Here is a 19,166-nt window from a genome sequence, read left to right as displayed (position 1 = left end):
ATTTAAATCTATTTATTATCGTCAATTTGATTTTTATTTTTTAGCTCAATTAAAAATTTATGTGGCAGACAGACTATTGTATCCCCGCTTTCGCTTTTCCAGCCTTCTTTAACACATACTTGATCCTTACAATTGGCATCAATTACCCGAATCTTGTGCTTTTTTATTTGTACAATATTAATTTTACCATTTTTTTGATAACGCCATTTCTGATCTTTAGCTAAAGAGAGTCTTTTCACTTCACGATTATTAATTTTGACGATTCCTATAATTTGATCGTCAGCTTTTTCCTGATTGTGCAACATATAAAAAGGAGTAAAACTAATGATTAATAAAACTACTATAATTAAAAAATCACCAAGTTTAAGCTTCTTTAAAATTTTCATGTATTACCTCACTAACAATAAAACTAAAAAAGTCTTACAGATAAAACCATAGGACTTTTTAGAGTTACCATTGTTAGTTCTTTACCCCGTTTTTATCGACATGATAAATTGGCTTCAAGACACCATATCTCAGCTTAGTAAGCTTCTTTTCTAGCCATGGAACAAACCACATGTCCAGACCAAATGCTCTACCAGAGCCGTTCATAACTGCTATTGCCGCAAATATCATCCAAACATTTACCCAATAGTTCATTCCTGATAAACAGAAAATAGCTACAAAAATTGCGCTCATGCCACCGGCAAACCAGGTGCATAATCCTAAAACCAGCATAATTCCTAATGCAATTTCCAAACACGTCATTGTCTTTTGAGCAACTAATGCCGCATCCTTGTTAGGAATCATGACTTTAGTCATTGATTGTACCCAGTTTGGCATTTTATCAAAAACAGCCATTGGTGAGTGACCATAGTCATAGTTTAGGGAAAATAGTGCAGGAGCAGCAGAAGTCGCTGCCTTGCCACTTGCTGCTGTAGTAGCGGCAGCTTTCTGTGAAGCGCCACTGGTTGCAGCTTGCACAAGCCATGGAAAATGCAGTTGCAATTTGTTGGTAAACCAAGAACCACTGCCTTGAACTTTATACCAGCAGTCTACTAACCACATTAAGCCTAAGTAAATTCTCAAAGGTACAGTCCATAAGACATTGCCATACCGGTTAAGATTACCGCGCCATAAAGTTGGGCGCTTAATTCTGAACCATTCATCCATAATATAATGAAAGAGATAATGACCAGAATAGATTTCCATAAAGTAAATCATATCCACTATGTCTTTCATTAAGATGGCGAAAAAGCCGCTCAGATGAAAAGTATTAACAAGAGAGGCCACACCCCAAGCAGGCCCTAAAGAAACCATAAATCCTGAATAGGTGCCTTTAAACTTAACGGGTTCACCGCCGTTAATCTGACTCAAAATATTTCTTAGAGCACACTTACCAGCAGATTCAGCCCCTTGAACCACTTGTGGTTCACCGCGGCCGCTGCCGTTAGCATCATAAAGAGCAACGTCTCCTATGACGTAAACATGGGGATCGGTTGGAATTTGGGAATATTCATTAACTATAATTCTGCCGGCTCTGCCAGTCTCAAAACCAAAGTTTTTAGCAGTATCAACAGCTTTAACACCAGCAGTCCAAATTAAAGTTCTGGTCGGATATGTTGAACCATCTTTAAGATCAATATAATTTTCATGAACACCAACAACGCCAGTATTGACTTTAATTTCTACACCTTGTTTTAAGAGATATTTTTCTGCCTTATCAGCATCAGAGCGATCAAGCATATTCATAACCGTTGGTGCCATTTCCATCATGGTTATCTTGATATCATCTTTTTGCAGGTTATATTTTTTAGCTAAATCACCACGCCAAGAATTTAATTCTCCGGCCATTTCAGTGCCAGTAAACCCGGTACCAACAACGACAAAGTTAAGATACTGTGCCCGCTTTTCGGGATCGCGTTCTTTAGAACCTAAATGAACCATCATATCAATGTGGTCACGTAATTGCTCTGCATCGTCCAGATTGCCTAAAACAAAGCCGTTTTCTTTAACACCAGGAGTATTAAAGTCATTAGGCTGCGAACCAATAGCTAATATGACATAATCGTAGGGATAACTGCCGTTATCGCCAATAACTTTTTTGGCAGATTGATCAATTTTGGTAATATTGTCAGTTACAACATCAACATTTTTTCTCCGCGAAAATAAACGTTGCAGATCATATTTCAAACTTTTGGCTTCTACCCTGTTAGCCGCAACTTCATGAAGTGAAGTCATCATAGTCATATAAGGATTTTTATCAATCAGCGTGATTTTGATATCATGCCGCTTTTTTAATTTCTTGGCAAGGTGCTTAGTCGTATACAGACCACCATAGCCGCCGCCAATAACTACAATATTTGTTTCAGCCACTTTTAACACTCCTTAATGCGAATATACTAGTTATATTATATTATACTAGTGTTTTGGACTATGGTAAAGTGGTCACTTTCACAAACTATGTTCGTAATATTTTACTTATACGATTTAATTGCTATAATTATAAGTTTCCGCTTTCATATTTTGTAGTTGCACAAAGTAGAGCTCTATCTTATAATTATAGTAAGTGAACACGTACACAATGTTATAATCTTTTATTATTACTGAGGGAGATATTATGAAAAAGAATAATTTAATATATAGTACTGCCATTCTGGCACTCTCTACACTTTTATTAAGTGCTTGTTCAACAACAGCTAAGAAAAGTTCTTCAAGCGATTCTAAGCCAAAGGTAAGCAAAGTTGAGAAAAAGAAAGCTCCTAAGCAGATTGCCGGTGGTAAACTGCAAGACGGTGTTTACAAATTAGTAGAAGACAACTATTTCAACGGCTATCGTGTTAAAGTATCTATGACCGTTAAAAATGGTAAAGTTACTGATACCAGTTACGATAATGTAGACAAGAGCGGCAAGTCCAAGGCTAAGGATGCTAAATACGAAGCACAAATGAAGAAGTATTCTCAAGCAAAGATTGGCCCTAAAGAATACATTCCAAAATTACAAAAATCATTTGCCGCAAGTGGTGCTAATTCGAGCGCTATTCAAGTTGTTACTGGAGCCACTAGTTCCAGTAATACTTTAAAGAACTATGTTAACCAGTTGACTCAGGCTGCACAAAAAGGTGATACAGCTACCATTCACATCAATAACAATAAGAAGATGAAAGATGGTACGTATAAACTGGCTGAAAAGAACTATAGTCACGGTTATCGCCAAGTTTTAACTATGGTAGTTAAAAACGGTAAAATCAGTGACTTTACTTACGACCAAGTTAATAAAAAGGGCGTTTCCAAGACCAAGAATGCTGCTTATGAAAAGCAAATGAAGAAGGTTAACAAAGTTGGTCCTAAAGAATACATTCCAAAATTACAAAAGGAATTCATCAAAGCTAAAGGAAATACTGAAAAAGTACAAGCTGTTTCAGGAGCAACAGAATCTTCTCATTCATTTATTGCTTACGCTGAACAACTAATTAATGCCGCTCAAAAAGGTAAAAGCGGAACTATCAAGGTTGACAATATCGTTTACCAGGAATAAAAAGATAATTAGTTAATCACAAAAAGAGTGACATTTAGCCGCTCTTTTTTATTAGGAGAAATAAATTATATGAAGAAGCAAACAAACAAGTTTTTGCTGCTACTTGCATTACTAATTACAAGCTTCAGCCTGACAGCTTGCTCAACTCAGAGTAAAGACACAGCACCGGCCAAAACCGCTGTTACCACTACCCCTACTTCAGATACTCAATTTCTAATGGGAACAGTTTGCACCATTAAAATTTACAATAAACACCAACAGAAAGCTTTAAAAGCAGGCTTTAAAAGAATTAAACAATTAGCCACTGAAACCACCGTTAATCAAAAAGGCAGTGAAATAGACAAAATTAACAAATATGCCGGAATTAAACCGGTAAAAGTCACTCCCACCATTTATCGTATGTGTAAAGATGCATACTATTACAGCAAAATTTCTGCTGGAACCTTTGATTTAACAATCGGACCAATTACCAGTTTATGGCGGATTGGCTTTCCTGATGCTCATAAACCTAAGCCAAGCACCATCAAAAAGCGGCTGCCGCTGGTTAATTATCATAATGTGATTTTTGATGATCAGAAACAAACTGTTTTTCTTAAGAAAAAGAAAATGATGCTCGATTTAGGTGGCATGGCCAAAGGATTTATTTCTGATGAAGTCATGAAAGTTTTACAAAAAAATGGTGTGACCAGCGCGATTATTGATTTAGGCGGAAACGTTTATGTTATGGGCAATTCTCCTACGAATAACAGTAACTGGACGGTAGGTATTCAGGATCCCAGCGCTGCGCGTGGTGATGCCATCGGCTCTTTACCGCAAAAGAATGCAACTGCAGTAACATCAGGTATTTATGAACGATACCTCAAAGTCGGTAATAAAGTTTATAGCCACTTAATGAATCCTAAAACGGGTTATCCTTGTCAAAACAACTTGTTAAGTGTCACAATTATTGCCAAGCGTTCAACCACTGGCGATGGCCTTTCAACTGCTGTATTTAATCGCGGTTTGAAAAAAGGCTACGACTATGTGGAACATAAACCTGGCGTAGAAGCAATATTTATCACCAAAAAGAAAAAAGTATATATTACTTCCGGTTTAAAAAACAAATTCAAATTGTTTTCAGGTAATGGTTACCGACTTGCAAAGCTTAAAAACTAGTAATTAACTTTTCTCTGTTAAATGATGTTCTGAAAGGAAAATTCAATGGAAGCTAAAACGAAGTACAGTCATTTCACAATAACTGATTTTTTTGAACTGGTGCGGCTTAATACCAAGTTAAACAGCTTAATGCCGTATTTATTAGGAATACTGTTTGCTTATTTTTATTTTCATACTTTTAATTGGCAAAATTCTTTAATATACCTAGTTGCTCAAGGCGCGATTGCCTTATTTGTTACTGGTTTTAATAACGTTCAAGACTATCGTCTGGCTAAAAGCAAAGATTATCAAAAAGAACACAATTTAATCGGTAAGCGCAATTTATCGCCAGCAACTGCAATGGCAGTTATGCTTAGCCTGCTTTTAATTGCAGCGGTCTTAGGCATTTGGCTAACTGTCCGAACTAATCTCTTTATTTTACTAATCGGTGCCCCCGGACTTTTTGTAGCTGTATTTTACACATACGGTCCAGTGCCTTTCTCCAGGGTACCATTGGGAGAAATTCTTGCTGGTTTATTTGAAGGGCTGGGAATTATGTTTTTAGCTGTTTATATCAATTCACCAGTAAGTCAATTAGCCTATTTAAATTTTGATTGGCCGCAATTTAATGTCGGAGGCAACTTAGCCAATCTATTATTAATTTTTTGGGTAGCTTTACCGCAAGCATTCTTTAACGCGGCGACAATGCTGGCGGACAATACCTGCGATTTGAAGCAGGACTTGGCTAATGGCCGTCACACCCTACCTTCATACATTGGAGTTCAGAATTCCTTAAACTTATTCAGCTTTTTAACTCTGGCCCCATTTGCTATAGTTGCTATCAGCGTCATATTCCGTCTTTTACCCATTTGGCAACTATTAATTTTTGTAACTTTGCCGAAGCTCTATAAAAACGTGCAGGCATTCAGGCAGAAGCAGACCAAGGATATGGCTTTTTGGGTTGATGAAGATAACGTCAAGCACAGAGTACCCACAACTTTTGATTTAGCACCGCAAAACTTGTTTTGGTTTCAATTAATGCAAGTCTGCGGACTAATTTTAGGCATTATCTTTCATTAAATAAACACAATAAAAAGCACGCTCAGGATGATATGACCCCCAAATTTAGGACAAATTTGGGGGTCATCTTTATGTCTAAATTTTTTAAAATTCAGCATTGTGATATCTCCGAACTGTTAGCAGATAAATAACAAAATAAACTAGTAACATCAATACTATTGGTAGCCAAACTTTATAATATGCTGTTGGCAAAATCTGATCAAAAAATTTTAAGCCAAACAAAACATCAAAGACACCAAATGTTGCAGGAACAAAGAACAAAAGTCCTGTTTTGCTCTGCCATGTTCTTTGAGCCAGCCTCTCATTCGCTAACTTCTGTTCTCTTTTAGCAGCTTTTACTACTATCATTAAAACAGTAATCAGACTTACGCCAAACACAAATGCCACTGAATAGCCCAAGATCTTCATTTCTTTACTCATCCCCAATATCAGCTGATAAGTAGCCGCCTTAGAGTTGCTATAGAGACGACTATAGACGGCACTACTTTGAGCCCGTTTATGTTCAATTTTTAGTAGAAATGGCCAATCTCTATCGAAACTGTTTAGCTGCACCAAAGTCAGATATTTAGTTTTACCTTTAACCTTATTTAATTCTGCAGTTGAACAAAGTGCAATTGTTTTATCTTTTTGACTGCTATTAGGAACGAGTTCGCGGAAACTTTCACCTGCTAAAGAATTTTTATTCAATTGGTCTAACTTGATAGCTTTGACTTGAAAATTGCTTCTGCCGATATTTTTGACATACTTAATTGGATTATCTGCCAGTTCATTACGAACAAAATAAAAGTGCCCTTTTGTTTCTTTATAATGGTAAGTTTGCTGCTTCTTAATTTTTAGTTGAGCAACATCGTTTTTAATATTAGCGGTATTGCTGACAATTACCCCATCATAATATATGCCCCTTTTAATAACTTGGGGAAAAGCATTAAAGTCATGACTTAAAGCGAGAGCGCCCATAGTCAAAGCGAAGAGTAGTGAAATGATAGTAAAAACGCTGGCATAATGGTGAAGCTCCAGCTGCGTTTTTCCCTTAGTTAATTTGATTTTGGCAAACCAACTTTCAGGCACCAAGCTTAATAACGAGTGGCAAAGCAAATAAGTACCTGATACAATTGTGACAAATGCTGGCAATACAGTGTTAACCAAGCTATGGCTAGGTAGATTTAACATAAAGTAGCCTGCAACTACTGCCATTAACCCTAAAACCACTTCAATTATTTTTAGCCCTGAATGTTTTTGAAAAATTGCAGGTGCATCTTCTTTTTCAGCTAAACTGCTTAAAGTGGATCTGGTTATCCTCAAAGTTACTACAATACCGCCAACAATTATTAGAACCACCAGTAACATAACGACTTGCATGCCTGAATTTATCCGCAAAAAACTAATAATGACGTTAAAATTCGGCATATCTGGTTTTATCAAACCGCTAAACAACTTAATAATTAAGGATGCTAGATCCAAGCCCAAAATAATACCAGCTATGATCATCAGACTACTAATAATGAGGGTCGCACAAAGTTCTACAAGTCCAATTCGCATGTTCTTTAATCTTTGCACCAAGATCACCAAACTTTCTGGTTAGCTCCTTCAAGTAGACCACCTTTTGAATTAATTATAGTTAGCGCTACCAACTTTAAAATGAGCTAGCCAATATTTTGAACGTTTCTTAACTTTTTGTTTTTATTTATTGAAAAGAAACCCCAAAATTATGCAACTTTGGGGACTTAGCACAATCAAATAAAATCTTTTTAAGTTTATTTATTTGCAATTAAAAGTTTTTCTAAATCTTTACCGTATTCAGACATACCAGCTAATTTAATACTGTCAATTATTTTCGTCGCCGTATCTATATATTTCTTATCATGTTCATAATGATATTTAACTACATTATCAAATACGGGTATTACTTCTTTATAAAAGAATATATCTGGCTGTGCTTTAATTTGATTTGCATAATTAATAAAAGTTTCTGTTTCTTCAAATTTTTCGTCTTGAATACACAAAATCAACATGTTGATAACGATACCCAAAACTACTTTTTGTATTTTGACACTGCTGGATCCAATAAACTGCTTTACTAACCTTTTAGATAGCACCAAGTTGCTATTCAAATTATAAAAGCTCATGAAGTTACAATATAAAATCAAACCATCTTCATCAAAATTCGCAATATTAAAAACTTTTTCTTTCATTTTATTTATAGCATTTCTATCCAAATGTGTAATATCTTTATCAATTATTGCAATATAAATATTAATAATAAGTATTTCATCATCTTTATCCGGTAAACTACTCTCTACTACCATATCTCGTAATTGCTGTAATCCTTTTTTAGAGTTTCGATAATATGCTTCATTTGCCATTCTACTTATTTCCAATTTTTGTTGATGGAGAGTTTTATCACTTTGATTCAATTTACCAAAAAAATCAATTAGTGAAATTTGGTTAGAATGTAACAAGTCTATTAAATCTTCTGCAGAAATTCGGTTTAAGTTTTTCTCTACTTTCGCATAGAATGAAGGACTTATTATATCTTTTGCCCACTGCTTCTGTGTTTTTCTTTGACTTATCCGATAATTTTTTAGCAGCTCCCCAATTGTCATTTTTATTTCTCCTAATTTTAAGCTATCAAATATGACATTCCACTCTTTCTCATTATAGCCAAAATATGCTAAACATATCGTTAAGTTATGAAGAAAGTTAAAAAATAAGCAACAGTCCAATCGACTTTGCTTATTTTTTGTCGCGAAATGTTGCATAAATTTCTACAGCTTTAGGAGATACTAGTCCAATTTTAGGATGAACTTCAAAATCCAGTCTTTTTATAATTATTTTTTTGTAAGTACAATTTTTTCATATAGAGTAACTGTTAACAAATAATAGCCTAAATAGAGAACAATAAAAATAGTAAATGGAATCCAAATATTATGGTAAGGTGACTTCAGCAACGAACGAAACAGTTGTAACCCACAAAAAACATCGACTATACCTAAAATGGCAGGCATAGTAAACAAAGTACCAATTTCTTTTCTGATTGAACTACGCAATAATCGTGGCCTAGCACCAATTTCATGCAACATCTGGTAGCGAACCTTGTCACTGGCAGCACCACTCAAAACTTTAAACATCAAAGTAGAAGCCAGCATGGTCAAAAAAGCTAATCCTAAGAAAAAGCCCATAAATTCAAACGCACTAGTAAAGCCGAGCACATTGCTATAATAGTATGGCTTTGAATTAAGGTAAGTATCTTTGTAGTTACGATTTTCCCTCAATTGCTGCTTTTGAATTTGATTGATCACCGGAAAATCGTGGACAAAGTCTTTGACGTTAATGTAGCTGACAAATTTTTTCTGACCACCAATACTCTGCCACCTTTTTGGTGAAACTAGATGTATCTTCTTAGGAAGACCATTAGGCACCATCTGACTGAAAATACTATTTTCCGTAGTTTGCGGTTTATCCAGTTTAGCAGTAGCCAGCGTTTTTACTTTATAAGTGGGGGAATTGTTTTGACTGTCATGAAAATAAACTGCTACTTCTTTCAGCGGCTGCTTGTTAAATTCCGCTCGGTTAAAGTAGAGATGCATCCCCTTTTCTTTGTAATGATATGTTTGCTTATTAGTAATAGTTAACTTGGCTTCTGCTTTTTTAACTGCTGGCGTTTGACTGATAATTGTAGCATCATAATAAATCCCTTTTTGCGCTTCATCTTTCATGGAACCAAAATTAAGTCCCACGGTAATTGCACCAAGAGCCAAGGCAAAAAGGATTGAAATCGTAGTTAATACCTTGGTGTAACTTTGCAAACGAAATTTCAATTGACCCAGAGTAAATTCATTAATACCACGATATGAAAAAGATTTTTTATTAAGTAGAAAGTTAATAATAGCCGTGAAGACGCCATTAAAGACAAAGAAAGAACCGACAATAATTGTTACTAACGCGGTGGGAATAAGAAGATAAATATAGTTAGTAGGTAAAGTCATTACATAGTAACCGACCGCTAGCAAAAGTACACCGCAAACCGCTTCAATTCCCCGTAAAACTGGATGATGATTTAGATTAATTGGAGTTTGATCTTCATGTAACAGGTCGATTACAGGGGTACGAGTAAGCTTGTGCATATTGCCCAGTGCACCCAAGAGAAAGATAATAACAAAGAAAATCAATGTTCCTATTATGGCGCTCGGCAATATTGCCTTATAGTGAGTAATTTCCAGTCCTAACTTACCTACCAGTACTTTGGTAATTACTGTTGTCAGACCTAGACCCAATATTATTCCAAGCAAAACAGCCAAGAAACCAGTTAACAGAGTTTCACAAAAAATGAGTAAGCCAATACGGGTGCTTTTGGCCCCAAGCATCATATACATACCATAATCATGTTTACGCATGCTCAGCAAAAATGAATTAGCATAAACAAGATAAACCGAGGTAATGATCACAAGCAGAATAATACCAAAGGTAAAAATATAATTCAGGTATGCTTCTCTGCCATAAATATCTTTACTAATAAACACAGGGTTAGTAGCAATTGATAAAAACATGTAGAAAATCATGCTGGCAACAATCAAGCCGGAAAACAATACTAGATAATCTTTTAGCCTATTCTTAATTCCCGTCACGGACAGTTTCCAAATCATTACTGCTCCTTTTCTTTTACTAAAAACAAACTTGTATTAATTCCTGCGCCAATTTTATTCATGTGCGAGCACGATTTTTTCATATAATTTCACCGTTAATAAGTAATAAATGAGATAAAGCACGATAAAAATCGTAAAAGGAATCCACAAGTTCTGGTAGGGGTGCGGTAAGAGTAGTTTAAATAATCTTAAGCCAAAGAGAACATCGATCACGCCCAACACACCGGGCAAAAGAAACAGAACCCCTATCTCATTTCTAATGGATTGGCGCAATATTTTCACCCTTGTGCCAATCTCAAATAGCATTTGGTAACGCACCTTGTCACTAGCTGCTCCACTTAAAACCTTGAACATTAAGGTTGAAGCCAGCATGGTTAGGAAGGCAAAACCTAAAAAGAAGCCCATAAATTCAAAACCGCTGCTGAAATTCTTGATTAACTGGTAACTGCCAGCCTTACTGGAGGTATAAATATCCGCATAAGCGGGATTTTCTTTTAATTGCTGTTTTTGCAATTTCAAGATAGTAGAGTAATCTTGATCAAAGTTTTTCACATTTACGAAGCTGACAAACTTCTTTCGGCCCGTTTTTGCCGCCCATTTTTCAGGTGAAACCAAGCGAATAATTTTAGCGATACCATTAGGAACCATAGCGCCAAAAGCGTTGTTAGCGTATGTTGCTGGCACATCTAATTTTTTAATAGGCAAGTCGATCGTCTTGTAGGCAGGCTGGCCATTTTTCATATAAAACTTAACGTTTTTAACTGGATTATTAGTAAATTCACTGCGATTAAAGTATAAATACTTGCCTTGTTCCTTATAATGAAAAGTTTGCTGACGGGTGATGGTCAGTTTATTTTCAGCCTGCGTGACTTTGGGTGAGTCACTGATAATAGTAGTGTCATAATAGAAATTGCCTTTAAGCTGCTCACTGAGGGTACTGAAATTAAGTCCCACAGTGATAGCTCCAAGCGCCAAGGCAAAAAGCAGTGAAACCACGGTTAAAATCCGCGTATAATCATGCAGCCGAAACTTCAATTGGCCTAAGGTAAAAATCCGAATGCCATGATAAGAAAAGCTTCTGCGGTTAAGTAAGAACCCAATCAGCGCACTGAAAAAAGCATTAAATGTGAAATATGAGCCGGCAACTATCGTTACCAGTGCTGCTGGAATAATGAATAAAATAGCGCCACCGGGAAGACCCAAAATAAAGTAGCCTGCAGCTAAAAGCACTAGTCCCAGCGTTCCTTGAATCCAGTGCAAGACTGGCTGACGCTTGTATGCGACCGGCTTTTGATCATCGCGCAATAGTTCAATTACCGGTGTTCTAGTTAATTTGCGGACATTTTTTAAAGCGCCAAATAAGAAAATCAAAATGAAGAAAATGATTGTCCAGATAACAGCATTAGGCAAAACAACAGCAAAATGCTTCACGGTCAAATCCAAGCGCGAAATCAGGAGCTGAGATACAATGGCAGTCAGACCAAAGCCTAGCAGAATACCCACTATTGTGGCCAAAATACCAGTTATCAGAGTTTCCAAAAAAATTAGTGCACCGATTTTAGTGCTTTTAGCTCCCAGCATCATGTACATGCCATAATCGTGTTTGCGCATGCTCAATAAAAAAGAATTAGCATAAACCAGATAAATAGCAGTAATAATTACCAGCAAGACAATACCAAAGCCAAAGGTGAACCGAACATAATTACTTGGTGCTGCAATATCATTTTTAATAAAAGTGGGATTAATAGTGATTGTGAGGAACATGTAAAAAATCATGCTGGCAACAACCAAGCCGGAAAACAAAACCGCGTAATCTTTAAAACGACTTTTGATTCCAGTTAAGGACAACTTCCAAATCATTTTTGTTCTCCTTATTCATCAGTGTCTAAGTGATCAATTAGTAGATGGTAAAATTCTTGTCTGGACTGCCCCTTTTTTAACATTTGCTCGCCAATCTTGCCATCTTTAATAAATAAAATGCGACTGGCAAAGCTGGCAGCAAACGGGTCATGGGTAACCATGAGAGTAGTAATATCATCGTTTTGATTCAAATCTGCCATAGTAAAGAGCAATTCACGGGCACTTTTAGAATCCAAGGCCCCCGTCGGCTCGTCTGCAAGTAGGATTGCCGGTTCATGCACTAAGGCCCTAGCTGCTGCTACCCTTTGCTTTTGCCCACCGGATACCTCAGCAGGATACTTGGGCAATATCTCTTTAATCCCTAACCTAGTTGCAATTTTATCAACTAAGGGATCGATTTTCCTGGGAGAGATGCCCCTTAAACTTAAAGGCAAGGCAATGTTTTCACGATTAGTTAAATTCTCCAAGAGATTAAAATCCTGAAAAATAAAGCCAATTTGCTTACTTCTAAAATCCGCCAACTGATTAGCGTTTAAAGTACTGTTGTCTTGGTGATTAATAAAAACATTACCAGTTGTTGGCTTGTCTAAAGTTGACAAAATATTAAGCAAAGTTGTTTTACCAGAACCCGAAGCTCCCATAATGGCTACAAATTCACCCGAATTAACTGCAAAATTAACTCCTTTTAAAGCCTGGTATTGCTTTTCGCCCCGCTTGCCGTATGTTTTAGTAACTTGATCTACTCGTAAAATTTCAGTCATTTGTAAAGTCCTCGTTGTAATACTTCTGTACTATTTATCTAATACACTAATGAAAGAAAACAAGAATGTCAATAAAAAATAAGCCTTTCAGAAATTGAAAGACTTATATCAATGTTATTTTCCTAATAATAGTGGCTAGCATAAAATGTTAACTTTTTATTAAAAATATCATTTTTAACCCAATCTACGTAAAACTTTGTCGAGTGGAGTAACAATAATTGGTGTCACAATAGCTGTAAATACTGCTTCCACAAGTCCATTCAAGCCGAGAGCAACTATTAAAGCTGTAATTAAAGGTGTACCTTGACTAAAACTGCCTAAATGTCCTAGTAATTTAGCGGAATTACCCATGAAAACCAGACTGGTTAATAGTATTACAAAAGCAGTGTTAGTTAAAGAAGTCACTGCGCCTGCAATCGTGTAGCTTATTTCTTTAACACTGCTTTTCTTTTTAGCCGTGAATTTTCCAATCATTCCTGGGAAAAAGCCTGCTAGGACGCTGGGAACTACGGCAATTAGAAAGTTCTGGAAAAGCATCAGGCTGACAATATCGCCAGGCTGAGTATATGCCTGCACCATGCGGGCAATGCCCCAGAAAATGCCAAAGAAAGTCCCAGCAATTGGCCCCATAAGCAAAGAATAAACGGCAACAGTCAACGGAATAGTCGTTACAGCAGGCAAAGTTGGTAGTATGCGAATGTAACCAATATTGGGTATGAGAGTTTGCAATAAAAAGATTGCGACAAATATAGCAGTAATAGCCAGGTTTTTTGTTTCTTTTCTGTGCATTTTCATCCTCCTTAAAAAAACACCTTGCTATTATATTGCTTGATCTTATTAGTCGCAAATAATTTCTCCGTTATGGATTAGTTTTAATAATATTTAACGCTCTAAAACCATAAGAATTTCTATTCTAAAACTGATCCATATTCAAAGAAATGCTTAAAGTTTTCGGCTTCAGTGAGCAGTTTCTCTCGGTTATCTACCTGTGAGAGCTTATAACCGACAAAATACGGTGATGCCGTATAACGCAAGATCAATTTAGCACAAATACCCCGATCAAAGCGCGGATAGAAAAACAAGTTATAGGAGTTATTACGCCCTTTTGATAAAACTTTTAGCATATACTTTGCTCCGCTTTGAATCCAGTCCGACCACTCATCAATACTGTTTTCATTAAGAAGATTAAAATCAAGTTCAATGTAGCCCTGAATTGGATGTGTGCTCACGTTAACCTCAACCCCATCTTTATTAAAAAGACTTATGCCCTCAAAATTATTGGGTTGAATATATTTATAACCATCCAACTTTTCCAGACCCACTATTTGCATGTGGGGGTGTGCAAGAGAGCCACCAGAATTTTCGCCATAATTTTTATACCATAAAACCGATCTGAACTTGTGTGAATCATTCATCTGCTTAAAGCATGATAATGAAAAACGCATCAAAGAACGATTATAATCAAGCGAATAAGTGGTAATATCTCCTTGATGCTTATTGGACTCAATCAAAACAGTCTGAACCGTATCACGTAACGTATGGTATTTATTATCAAGCCAAATCATCCCACCCTGTTTTTTTAAGATATGGGTCAAACCCGCCACATCACAAAAGGGACAGCCAGAATTATTTTTAACTTTATGATAAGAATTAGGCTTTTCTTTAGCTATGTTAACGTCAAACACTAATGGGTCATTTTCCATTGAGCAATCCCTCCCAAAAACATTCTTATATCTTGCATTTTACTAGGGCCGCAATAGATGGTAAACTGTAACCGCAATTATTTTTTGAAAATTCCAACGGTGGTAGAACTTATGCAATCAAAAAGAAATTTAAAAAAATACAATAACCGCAATAACTTGCTTTTAATTATTATCGGAATAGTTCTGATTTTAGCAGTTGTATTTGGCGTGGTGTTATATAACAATCACGTCGAAGCGCAAAAGCAGGCTAAAGCATTCGCTACAAATCATTTTAACCCTAATGTTAACATTTATGGCGTAGAAGTTGGAAACTTAACAATTAATAAAGCAACTGCCAAAATTAATCGGAAAGCGAACAACATGGTTTCCCTGGAAAATGGTAAAGTTGCACTTGAATGTGACCCTAGCAGCAAGACTATTAAAAAGCGGGAAGTTGCCGCTTATTTTAAAAAGCAACATACAACTATGCCCAATAAGCAAAGCTATGAATACCGCAATACTGATCTGGATGCCGCTAACAAAAAAATGCAAACGATGAGCAACGCCGTAGTTAATTACCATGTTGCAGGCAAAGTTTATAAACTCAAAGCACAAAAATTAATTAACCAGGCAATTTATAGAAAAGGTAAGTACACTTTTCTTAACAGCGAAAACTTAACGGCAAAGCTTAATAAAATTGACCAGGATGTTTCAACAATTCATCAAAGCTATAGTTTTGCGGTTCCAAAAGGCAATAAAGTTGCAGGAAAGAAAATTAGTGTTAAAAACCAAAGCTATGGCTGGGGCGTGCATGTCAAAAGAGCACAAACAGCTGTTGAGCAGGCATTTTTGAATGGAACTAAAAATCTGGACGGCAAAAATTATATTTATGGTCTTGGCTACAGCACTTATGGTTTAGGCTACGGCTTAAATAATCATGGCATAGGTGATGACTATATTGTAGTTTCTCTGCAAAAGCAGGAAATGTGGATTGTGCGCAAAGGCAAGGTGGTTGTTCACCTTAACGATGTTGTTACTGGGACAAAGGATGGTAATAAAAATAACCGCACTCCTCAAGGAGTCTGGTATATTCACTATAAGCAACGCCATGCGGTACTGCGTGGACGCAACAATGATGGCTCCAAATACGCTTCACCTGTCAGTTACTGGATGCCGTTTACCTTGACTGGTTGCGGTTTTCACGATGCTGGCTGGCGCGGTGACTGGAGTAAAAAAGCTTATTTAAGAGGCGGCTCACACGGCTGCGTTAATATTAAGCCTAGGGAAATTAAACAAGTCTGGCACAATGTAAGTAAGCATGAGCCGGTTATTGTATATGACTAAATTTTAATCAAATAAGTTAAATAGTATGCTAAAAGACTAACTTTTACTTCAAAGTTAGTCTTTTTTCTATAAAATTTATTGCTCACAAAAAAGACTAGCAATAACTGCAGTTAAGGCTAATCTTTTTAGTAATGATATTTTTAGTGCAACGACATTAGTGCAATTCCGGCCAATATTGTTTATTAGCCTTATATAACTCATCCAAAACCTTTTTACCTACATGGTAATCTGGTATGGTCTTATTAAGGACAACTGCTTCTAAGGCAACTTGATATGAGCCAGATAACGCTGCGTCAACTGTCCGTTTTTCGTAAGCTTTTTGCAGTTCCATTAGACCTTTATGAAAAGTTGGGATCTTACCAATGCTAATGGTTTCTGCACCCATGCTGCCAATATATGCTGGAACTTCCACTACGGCATCTGGATCAAAATTAGATATGGCACCATTGTTCTTTTGGTTAACGGTGAAACGTTCGCGGGTATTATGGATAATTGCGTTAGCAATATCAACGATGTAGTTGCCGTGAACGCCAGAATTAAGTGAAGAGCCTTTAGCTGTGCCGGCTTTTAAAACGCGCCGACATTCTGTGAAGATTCTCTTTTCACGTCCCTGCATTACCCAGTCACCACGTGTGAAGTTAACATCAGATTCAGCCATCATTACATCAGGCATCAAATAGTACTGCAAGTAGCAGTTAGGGAAATATTCAGGAAAACGCTTGAAAATGGTAATCATGCGCTTGTATGTATCAATCCAATACTGGTCATCAAGAGTTTCGTCATTCCATTGAGCAAGGGTATCAATCTTGCCAGACTGGACGTCCTCACGCAGTTGTGGCAATAAGTCCTGACCGTTCTCATCAATCATTGATGTCCACCAGCCGAAGTGGTTCATGCCAAAGTATTTGAAGGTAATATCTTTTAAATCTTTATGGAAGTATTGTGCAATTGCACCTTCAATTGAAATTGGCATGTCACAGATACAAATTACCTTTGCTTCAGGAAATTCTCGGTAAATTGCCTCTGACAAAATTGCTTCTGGATTAGTGTAATTTAAAATCCATGCATCAGGACAAATTTGCTTAACCTTCTTAATAATAGCGATAATATCTGGTATTACCCTCATTGCAAAGGAAAAGCCGCCAAGTCCACAAGTTTCCTGACCAATAACGCCATTGCGAATACAAATTTTTTCATCAATAGCCCGTTGTTTGTTCAGACCTGGACGAATTTGCATGAATAAAAAGTTTGCATCTTGTAGAGCTTCTTCCAAGTTAGTCGTGTAAGAAACATGAACCGGTGAACCTGTTTCTTTATAATACATTTTGGTGTACTGCCCTAAAAGAGACACTCTTTCTTCATCAATATCATAAAGAACTAGCTGGTTCATATCTAAGTCAGCAGAACGTTGACGTAAAACCTCCAAGATACTTGGTGATTGGGTTGATCCGCCACCAATGATTACAAATTTATTTGCCATTTCAATAATCCTCCTAAATTACTTTCCACTTTCTGATGGGTGTTTTTTCAGATAATCAAGATATTCATCAACTTTATCATGAATACTTTCTACATCAACTCCAAATACTATTTGGATATTATTACCATCTTGCATTACGCCTTTAGTACCTGTCTTGTGTTTTAACAGATCCATATCTAATTTGTTTGTATCTTTAACGTCAACGCGAAGTCGAGTATAACAATTAATCATTTCATCGATGTTTTCTGGACCACCTAGACCAGCTACAATATTTTTAGTTTGATTATCAAATTTTGCAGTGTCTGCAGATTCTGTAGCACTGTCAGTTTGAGCAAGTTTTTCTTCTGCCTGCTCGACAGATTCATCTTCACTTTCTGCACCATTAAGGAGTGTCTCGTCAGCGTTAGCACGTCCAATAGTTGGAATGTTGAAGCGTTTGATCATAAAGACGAAGACAAAATATTCAAGTAAACCGGTGACGACAAACATTATTGGGATGAGATACTGGTGTCCTAGCCTTGCCGGAAAGGCAAAACTGTTAATAATCATATTAATACCGGTATCAAACTGAATATCGATACCAACTATATTTGTCAAAAATAGACTAATTCCGTAAACAACTGAGTGAGCTAGCCATAGTAATGGTGATAAGAACAGGAACATAAATTCCAAAGGCTCAGTAACACCTGCTAAAAAGGCAGTAGTAACAGTTGGAATTAAAATAGCCGCAACTTTTTGCCTATTCTTTGGTTCTGACATCTTCCAGAAAGCAAAAGCAATACCGATAGGTAACGAAATTGAACCAAAATTAGACAGATAACCAATAGATTGGTGCATTGCAGTAATATGACTAGGGTTGCCTAACTCAGCTAACCAAATATTAAACGCACCAGTGTATAGCTTGCCGGCAATTCTGGCAGTACCACCTAAAGGAGTGTAGAACAAAGGCATCCATAAGAAGTGGTGCAGTCCAACAGGTAAAAGCATACGGTTTAAAAAGCCATAGAAGAAGAACCCAATGGAGCCCGTAGTTGACATTACCTTAACAATATTTTCAATAACCCAGTTAACTGCAGGCCAAACATAAGTAATAGCAATTGCAAACAGAATAGTTACAAATACTAAAATAATGTAAACGGATTTTGTTCCTGCATATGGTGATAAATATTTATGGAGCTTAATATTCCCCCATTTATTTACCATCCAGCCCACTAGGATTCCTAAAATAATTCCAAGGAAAACTCCCATATCAGTGACTTGGATACCGAAAACCATGTTTTGCCCAGTACCAAAGAGTCCCTGAGAATTTGGCTTAGCCAAACGGTGGGTTAATTGCAACCATGAATTGTTGGCGAACAAAAAGATTAAATAAGTAACGATACCTAAAATTGCGGCATCAGTTTTATATTTAGGCTTAGCCAAAGCTGTAGCTATACCTACACAGAAAATACAACTTAATTGCCCGATCATACCGCTTGATAGGATATTGTAAATAAAATTACCAGTATCTTTCAAAATGGTCGGCATTAAGTCTAGCTTCAAAATGGCACAGACTGATAAGATAATACCAGTTACGGCCATAAACATAACGGGTTGAATTATTGCCCGTGAAAAAACATTCGCGGACTTCATAAATTTACCCTTCATAATTTTGCCTCCTTTACA

Annotated in this window: 15 protein-coding genes; 4 read left to right on the top strand and 11 right to left on the bottom strand. The window is 36.6% G+C overall.

The window, feature by feature from the left end; genetic code table 11:
• Positions 1-8: 8 nt before the first annotated feature.
• Positions 9-386 (bottom strand): NusG domain II-containing protein, encoded by a 378-nt coding sequence (locus GYV61_RS03585; protein WP_110445503.1) that lies wholly within the window; start codon positions 384-386, stop codon positions 9-11.
• Between the two features lie 73 nt (positions 387-459).
• Positions 460-2,355: an FAD-dependent oxidoreductase gene (locus tag GYV61_RS03580; RefSeq protein WP_174794821.1), complete on the bottom strand. Its 1,896-nt coding sequence runs from the start codon at positions 2,353-2,355 to the stop codon at positions 460-462.
• Positions 2,356-2,599: 244 nt separating this feature from the next.
• On the opposite strand from GYV61_RS03580, the gene pplA reads away from it, so the two are divergent.
• From pplA to GYV61_RS03565, 3 genes are all read left to right on the top strand, one after another.
• Complete coding sequence (gene pplA / locus GYV61_RS03575; RefSeq protein WP_174794820.1) at positions 2,600-3,517, top strand: extracellular electron transfer flavoprotein PplA; 918 nt, start codon at positions 2,600-2,602, stop codon at positions 3,515-3,517.
• Between the two features lie 69 nt (positions 3,518-3,586).
• Positions 3,587-4,672 (top strand): FAD:protein FMN transferase, encoded by a 1,086-nt coding sequence (locus tag GYV61_RS03570; protein WP_174794819.1) that lies wholly within the window; start codon positions 3,587-3,589, stop codon positions 4,670-4,672.
• A 45-nt stretch (positions 4,673-4,717) separates the two neighbouring features.
• Positions 4,718-5,731: a UbiA family prenyltransferase gene (locus tag GYV61_RS03565; protein ID WP_174794818.1), complete on the top strand. Its 1,014-nt coding sequence runs from the start codon at positions 4,718-4,720 to the stop codon at positions 5,729-5,731.
• An 84-nt stretch (positions 5,732-5,815) separates the two neighbouring features.
• Here the strand turns inward: GYV61_RS03565 and GYV61_RS03560 are convergent, their stop codons facing one another.
• The 7 genes from GYV61_RS03560 to GYV61_RS03530 all read right to left on the bottom strand — a co-directional run bounded on the left by GYV61_RS03560 (position 5,816) and on the right by GYV61_RS03530 (position 14,698).
• Positions 5,816-7,288 (bottom strand): hypothetical protein, encoded by a 1,473-nt coding sequence (locus GYV61_RS03560; RefSeq protein WP_174794817.1) that lies wholly within the window; start codon positions 7,286-7,288, stop codon positions 5,816-5,818.
• Between the two features lie 197 nt (positions 7,289-7,485).
• On the bottom strand, positions 7,486-8,334 hold the full coding sequence (locus GYV61_RS03555; RefSeq protein ID WP_174794816.1) for a helix-turn-helix domain-containing protein: 849 nt from the start codon (positions 8,332-8,334) through the stop codon (positions 7,486-7,488).
• Positions 8,335-8,559: 225 nt separating this feature from the next.
• Positions 8,560-10,374: an FtsX-like permease family protein gene (locus GYV61_RS03550; protein ID WP_174794815.1), complete on the bottom strand. Its 1,815-nt coding sequence runs from the start codon at positions 10,372-10,374 to the stop codon at positions 8,560-8,562.
• A 54-nt stretch (positions 10,375-10,428) separates the two neighbouring features.
• Positions 10,429-12,234, bottom strand: coding sequence for an FtsX-like permease family protein (locus GYV61_RS03545; protein ID WP_174794814.1), 1,806 nt, complete (start codon positions 12,232-12,234; stop codon positions 10,429-10,431).
• A gap of 11 nt (positions 12,235-12,245) precedes the next feature.
• Positions 12,246-12,995 (bottom strand): ABC transporter ATP-binding protein, encoded by a 750-nt coding sequence (locus GYV61_RS03540; protein WP_174794813.1) that lies wholly within the window; start codon positions 12,993-12,995, stop codon positions 12,246-12,248.
• A 174-nt stretch (positions 12,996-13,169) separates the two neighbouring features.
• Entirely contained in the window at positions 13,170-13,784 is a 615-nt protein-coding gene (locus tag GYV61_RS03535) for an ECF transporter S component (protein ID WP_174794812.1), read from the bottom strand.
• Positions 13,785-13,903: 119 nt separating this feature from the next.
• The gene (locus GYV61_RS03530; RefSeq protein WP_174794811.1) at positions 13,904-14,698 is read right to left on the bottom strand and encodes a DUF4931 domain-containing protein; all 795 of its coding nucleotides are present in this window, start codon (positions 14,696-14,698) and stop codon (positions 13,904-13,906) included.
• Positions 14,699-14,809: 111 nt separating this feature from the next.
• On the opposite strand from GYV61_RS03530, the gene GYV61_RS03525 reads away from it, so the two are divergent.
• Positions 14,810-16,021 carry a L,D-transpeptidase family protein gene (locus tag GYV61_RS03525; RefSeq protein ID WP_174794810.1) on the top strand — a complete coding sequence of 404 codons (1,212 nt, stop codon included), beginning with the start codon at positions 14,810-14,812 and terminating at the stop codon, positions 16,019-16,021.
• 154 nt (positions 16,022-16,175) lie between these two features.
• Here GYV61_RS03525 and GYV61_RS03520 read toward each other — a convergent pair whose 3' ends face one another.
• Together GYV61_RS03520 and GYV61_RS03515 are read right to left on the bottom strand one after the other, a co-directional pair.
• Positions 16,176-17,501, bottom strand: a complete 1,326-nt coding sequence (locus tag GYV61_RS03520; RefSeq protein WP_174794809.1) for a family 4 glycosyl hydrolase — start codon at positions 17,499-17,501, stop codon at positions 16,176-16,178.
• 18 nt (positions 17,502-17,519) lie between these two features.
• Positions 17,520-19,148, bottom strand: coding sequence for a PTS transporter subunit EIIC (locus GYV61_RS03515; protein WP_046324181.1), 1,629 nt, complete (start codon positions 19,146-19,148; stop codon positions 17,520-17,522).
• Positions 19,149-19,166 lie beyond the last annotated feature (18 nt).

The organism is Lactobacillus melliventris (assembly GCF_013346935.1).
GTDB lineage: Bacteria > Bacillota > Bacilli > Lactobacillales > Lactobacillaceae > Lactobacillus.
This window is presented reverse-complemented; position numbering and strand designations above follow the sequence as displayed.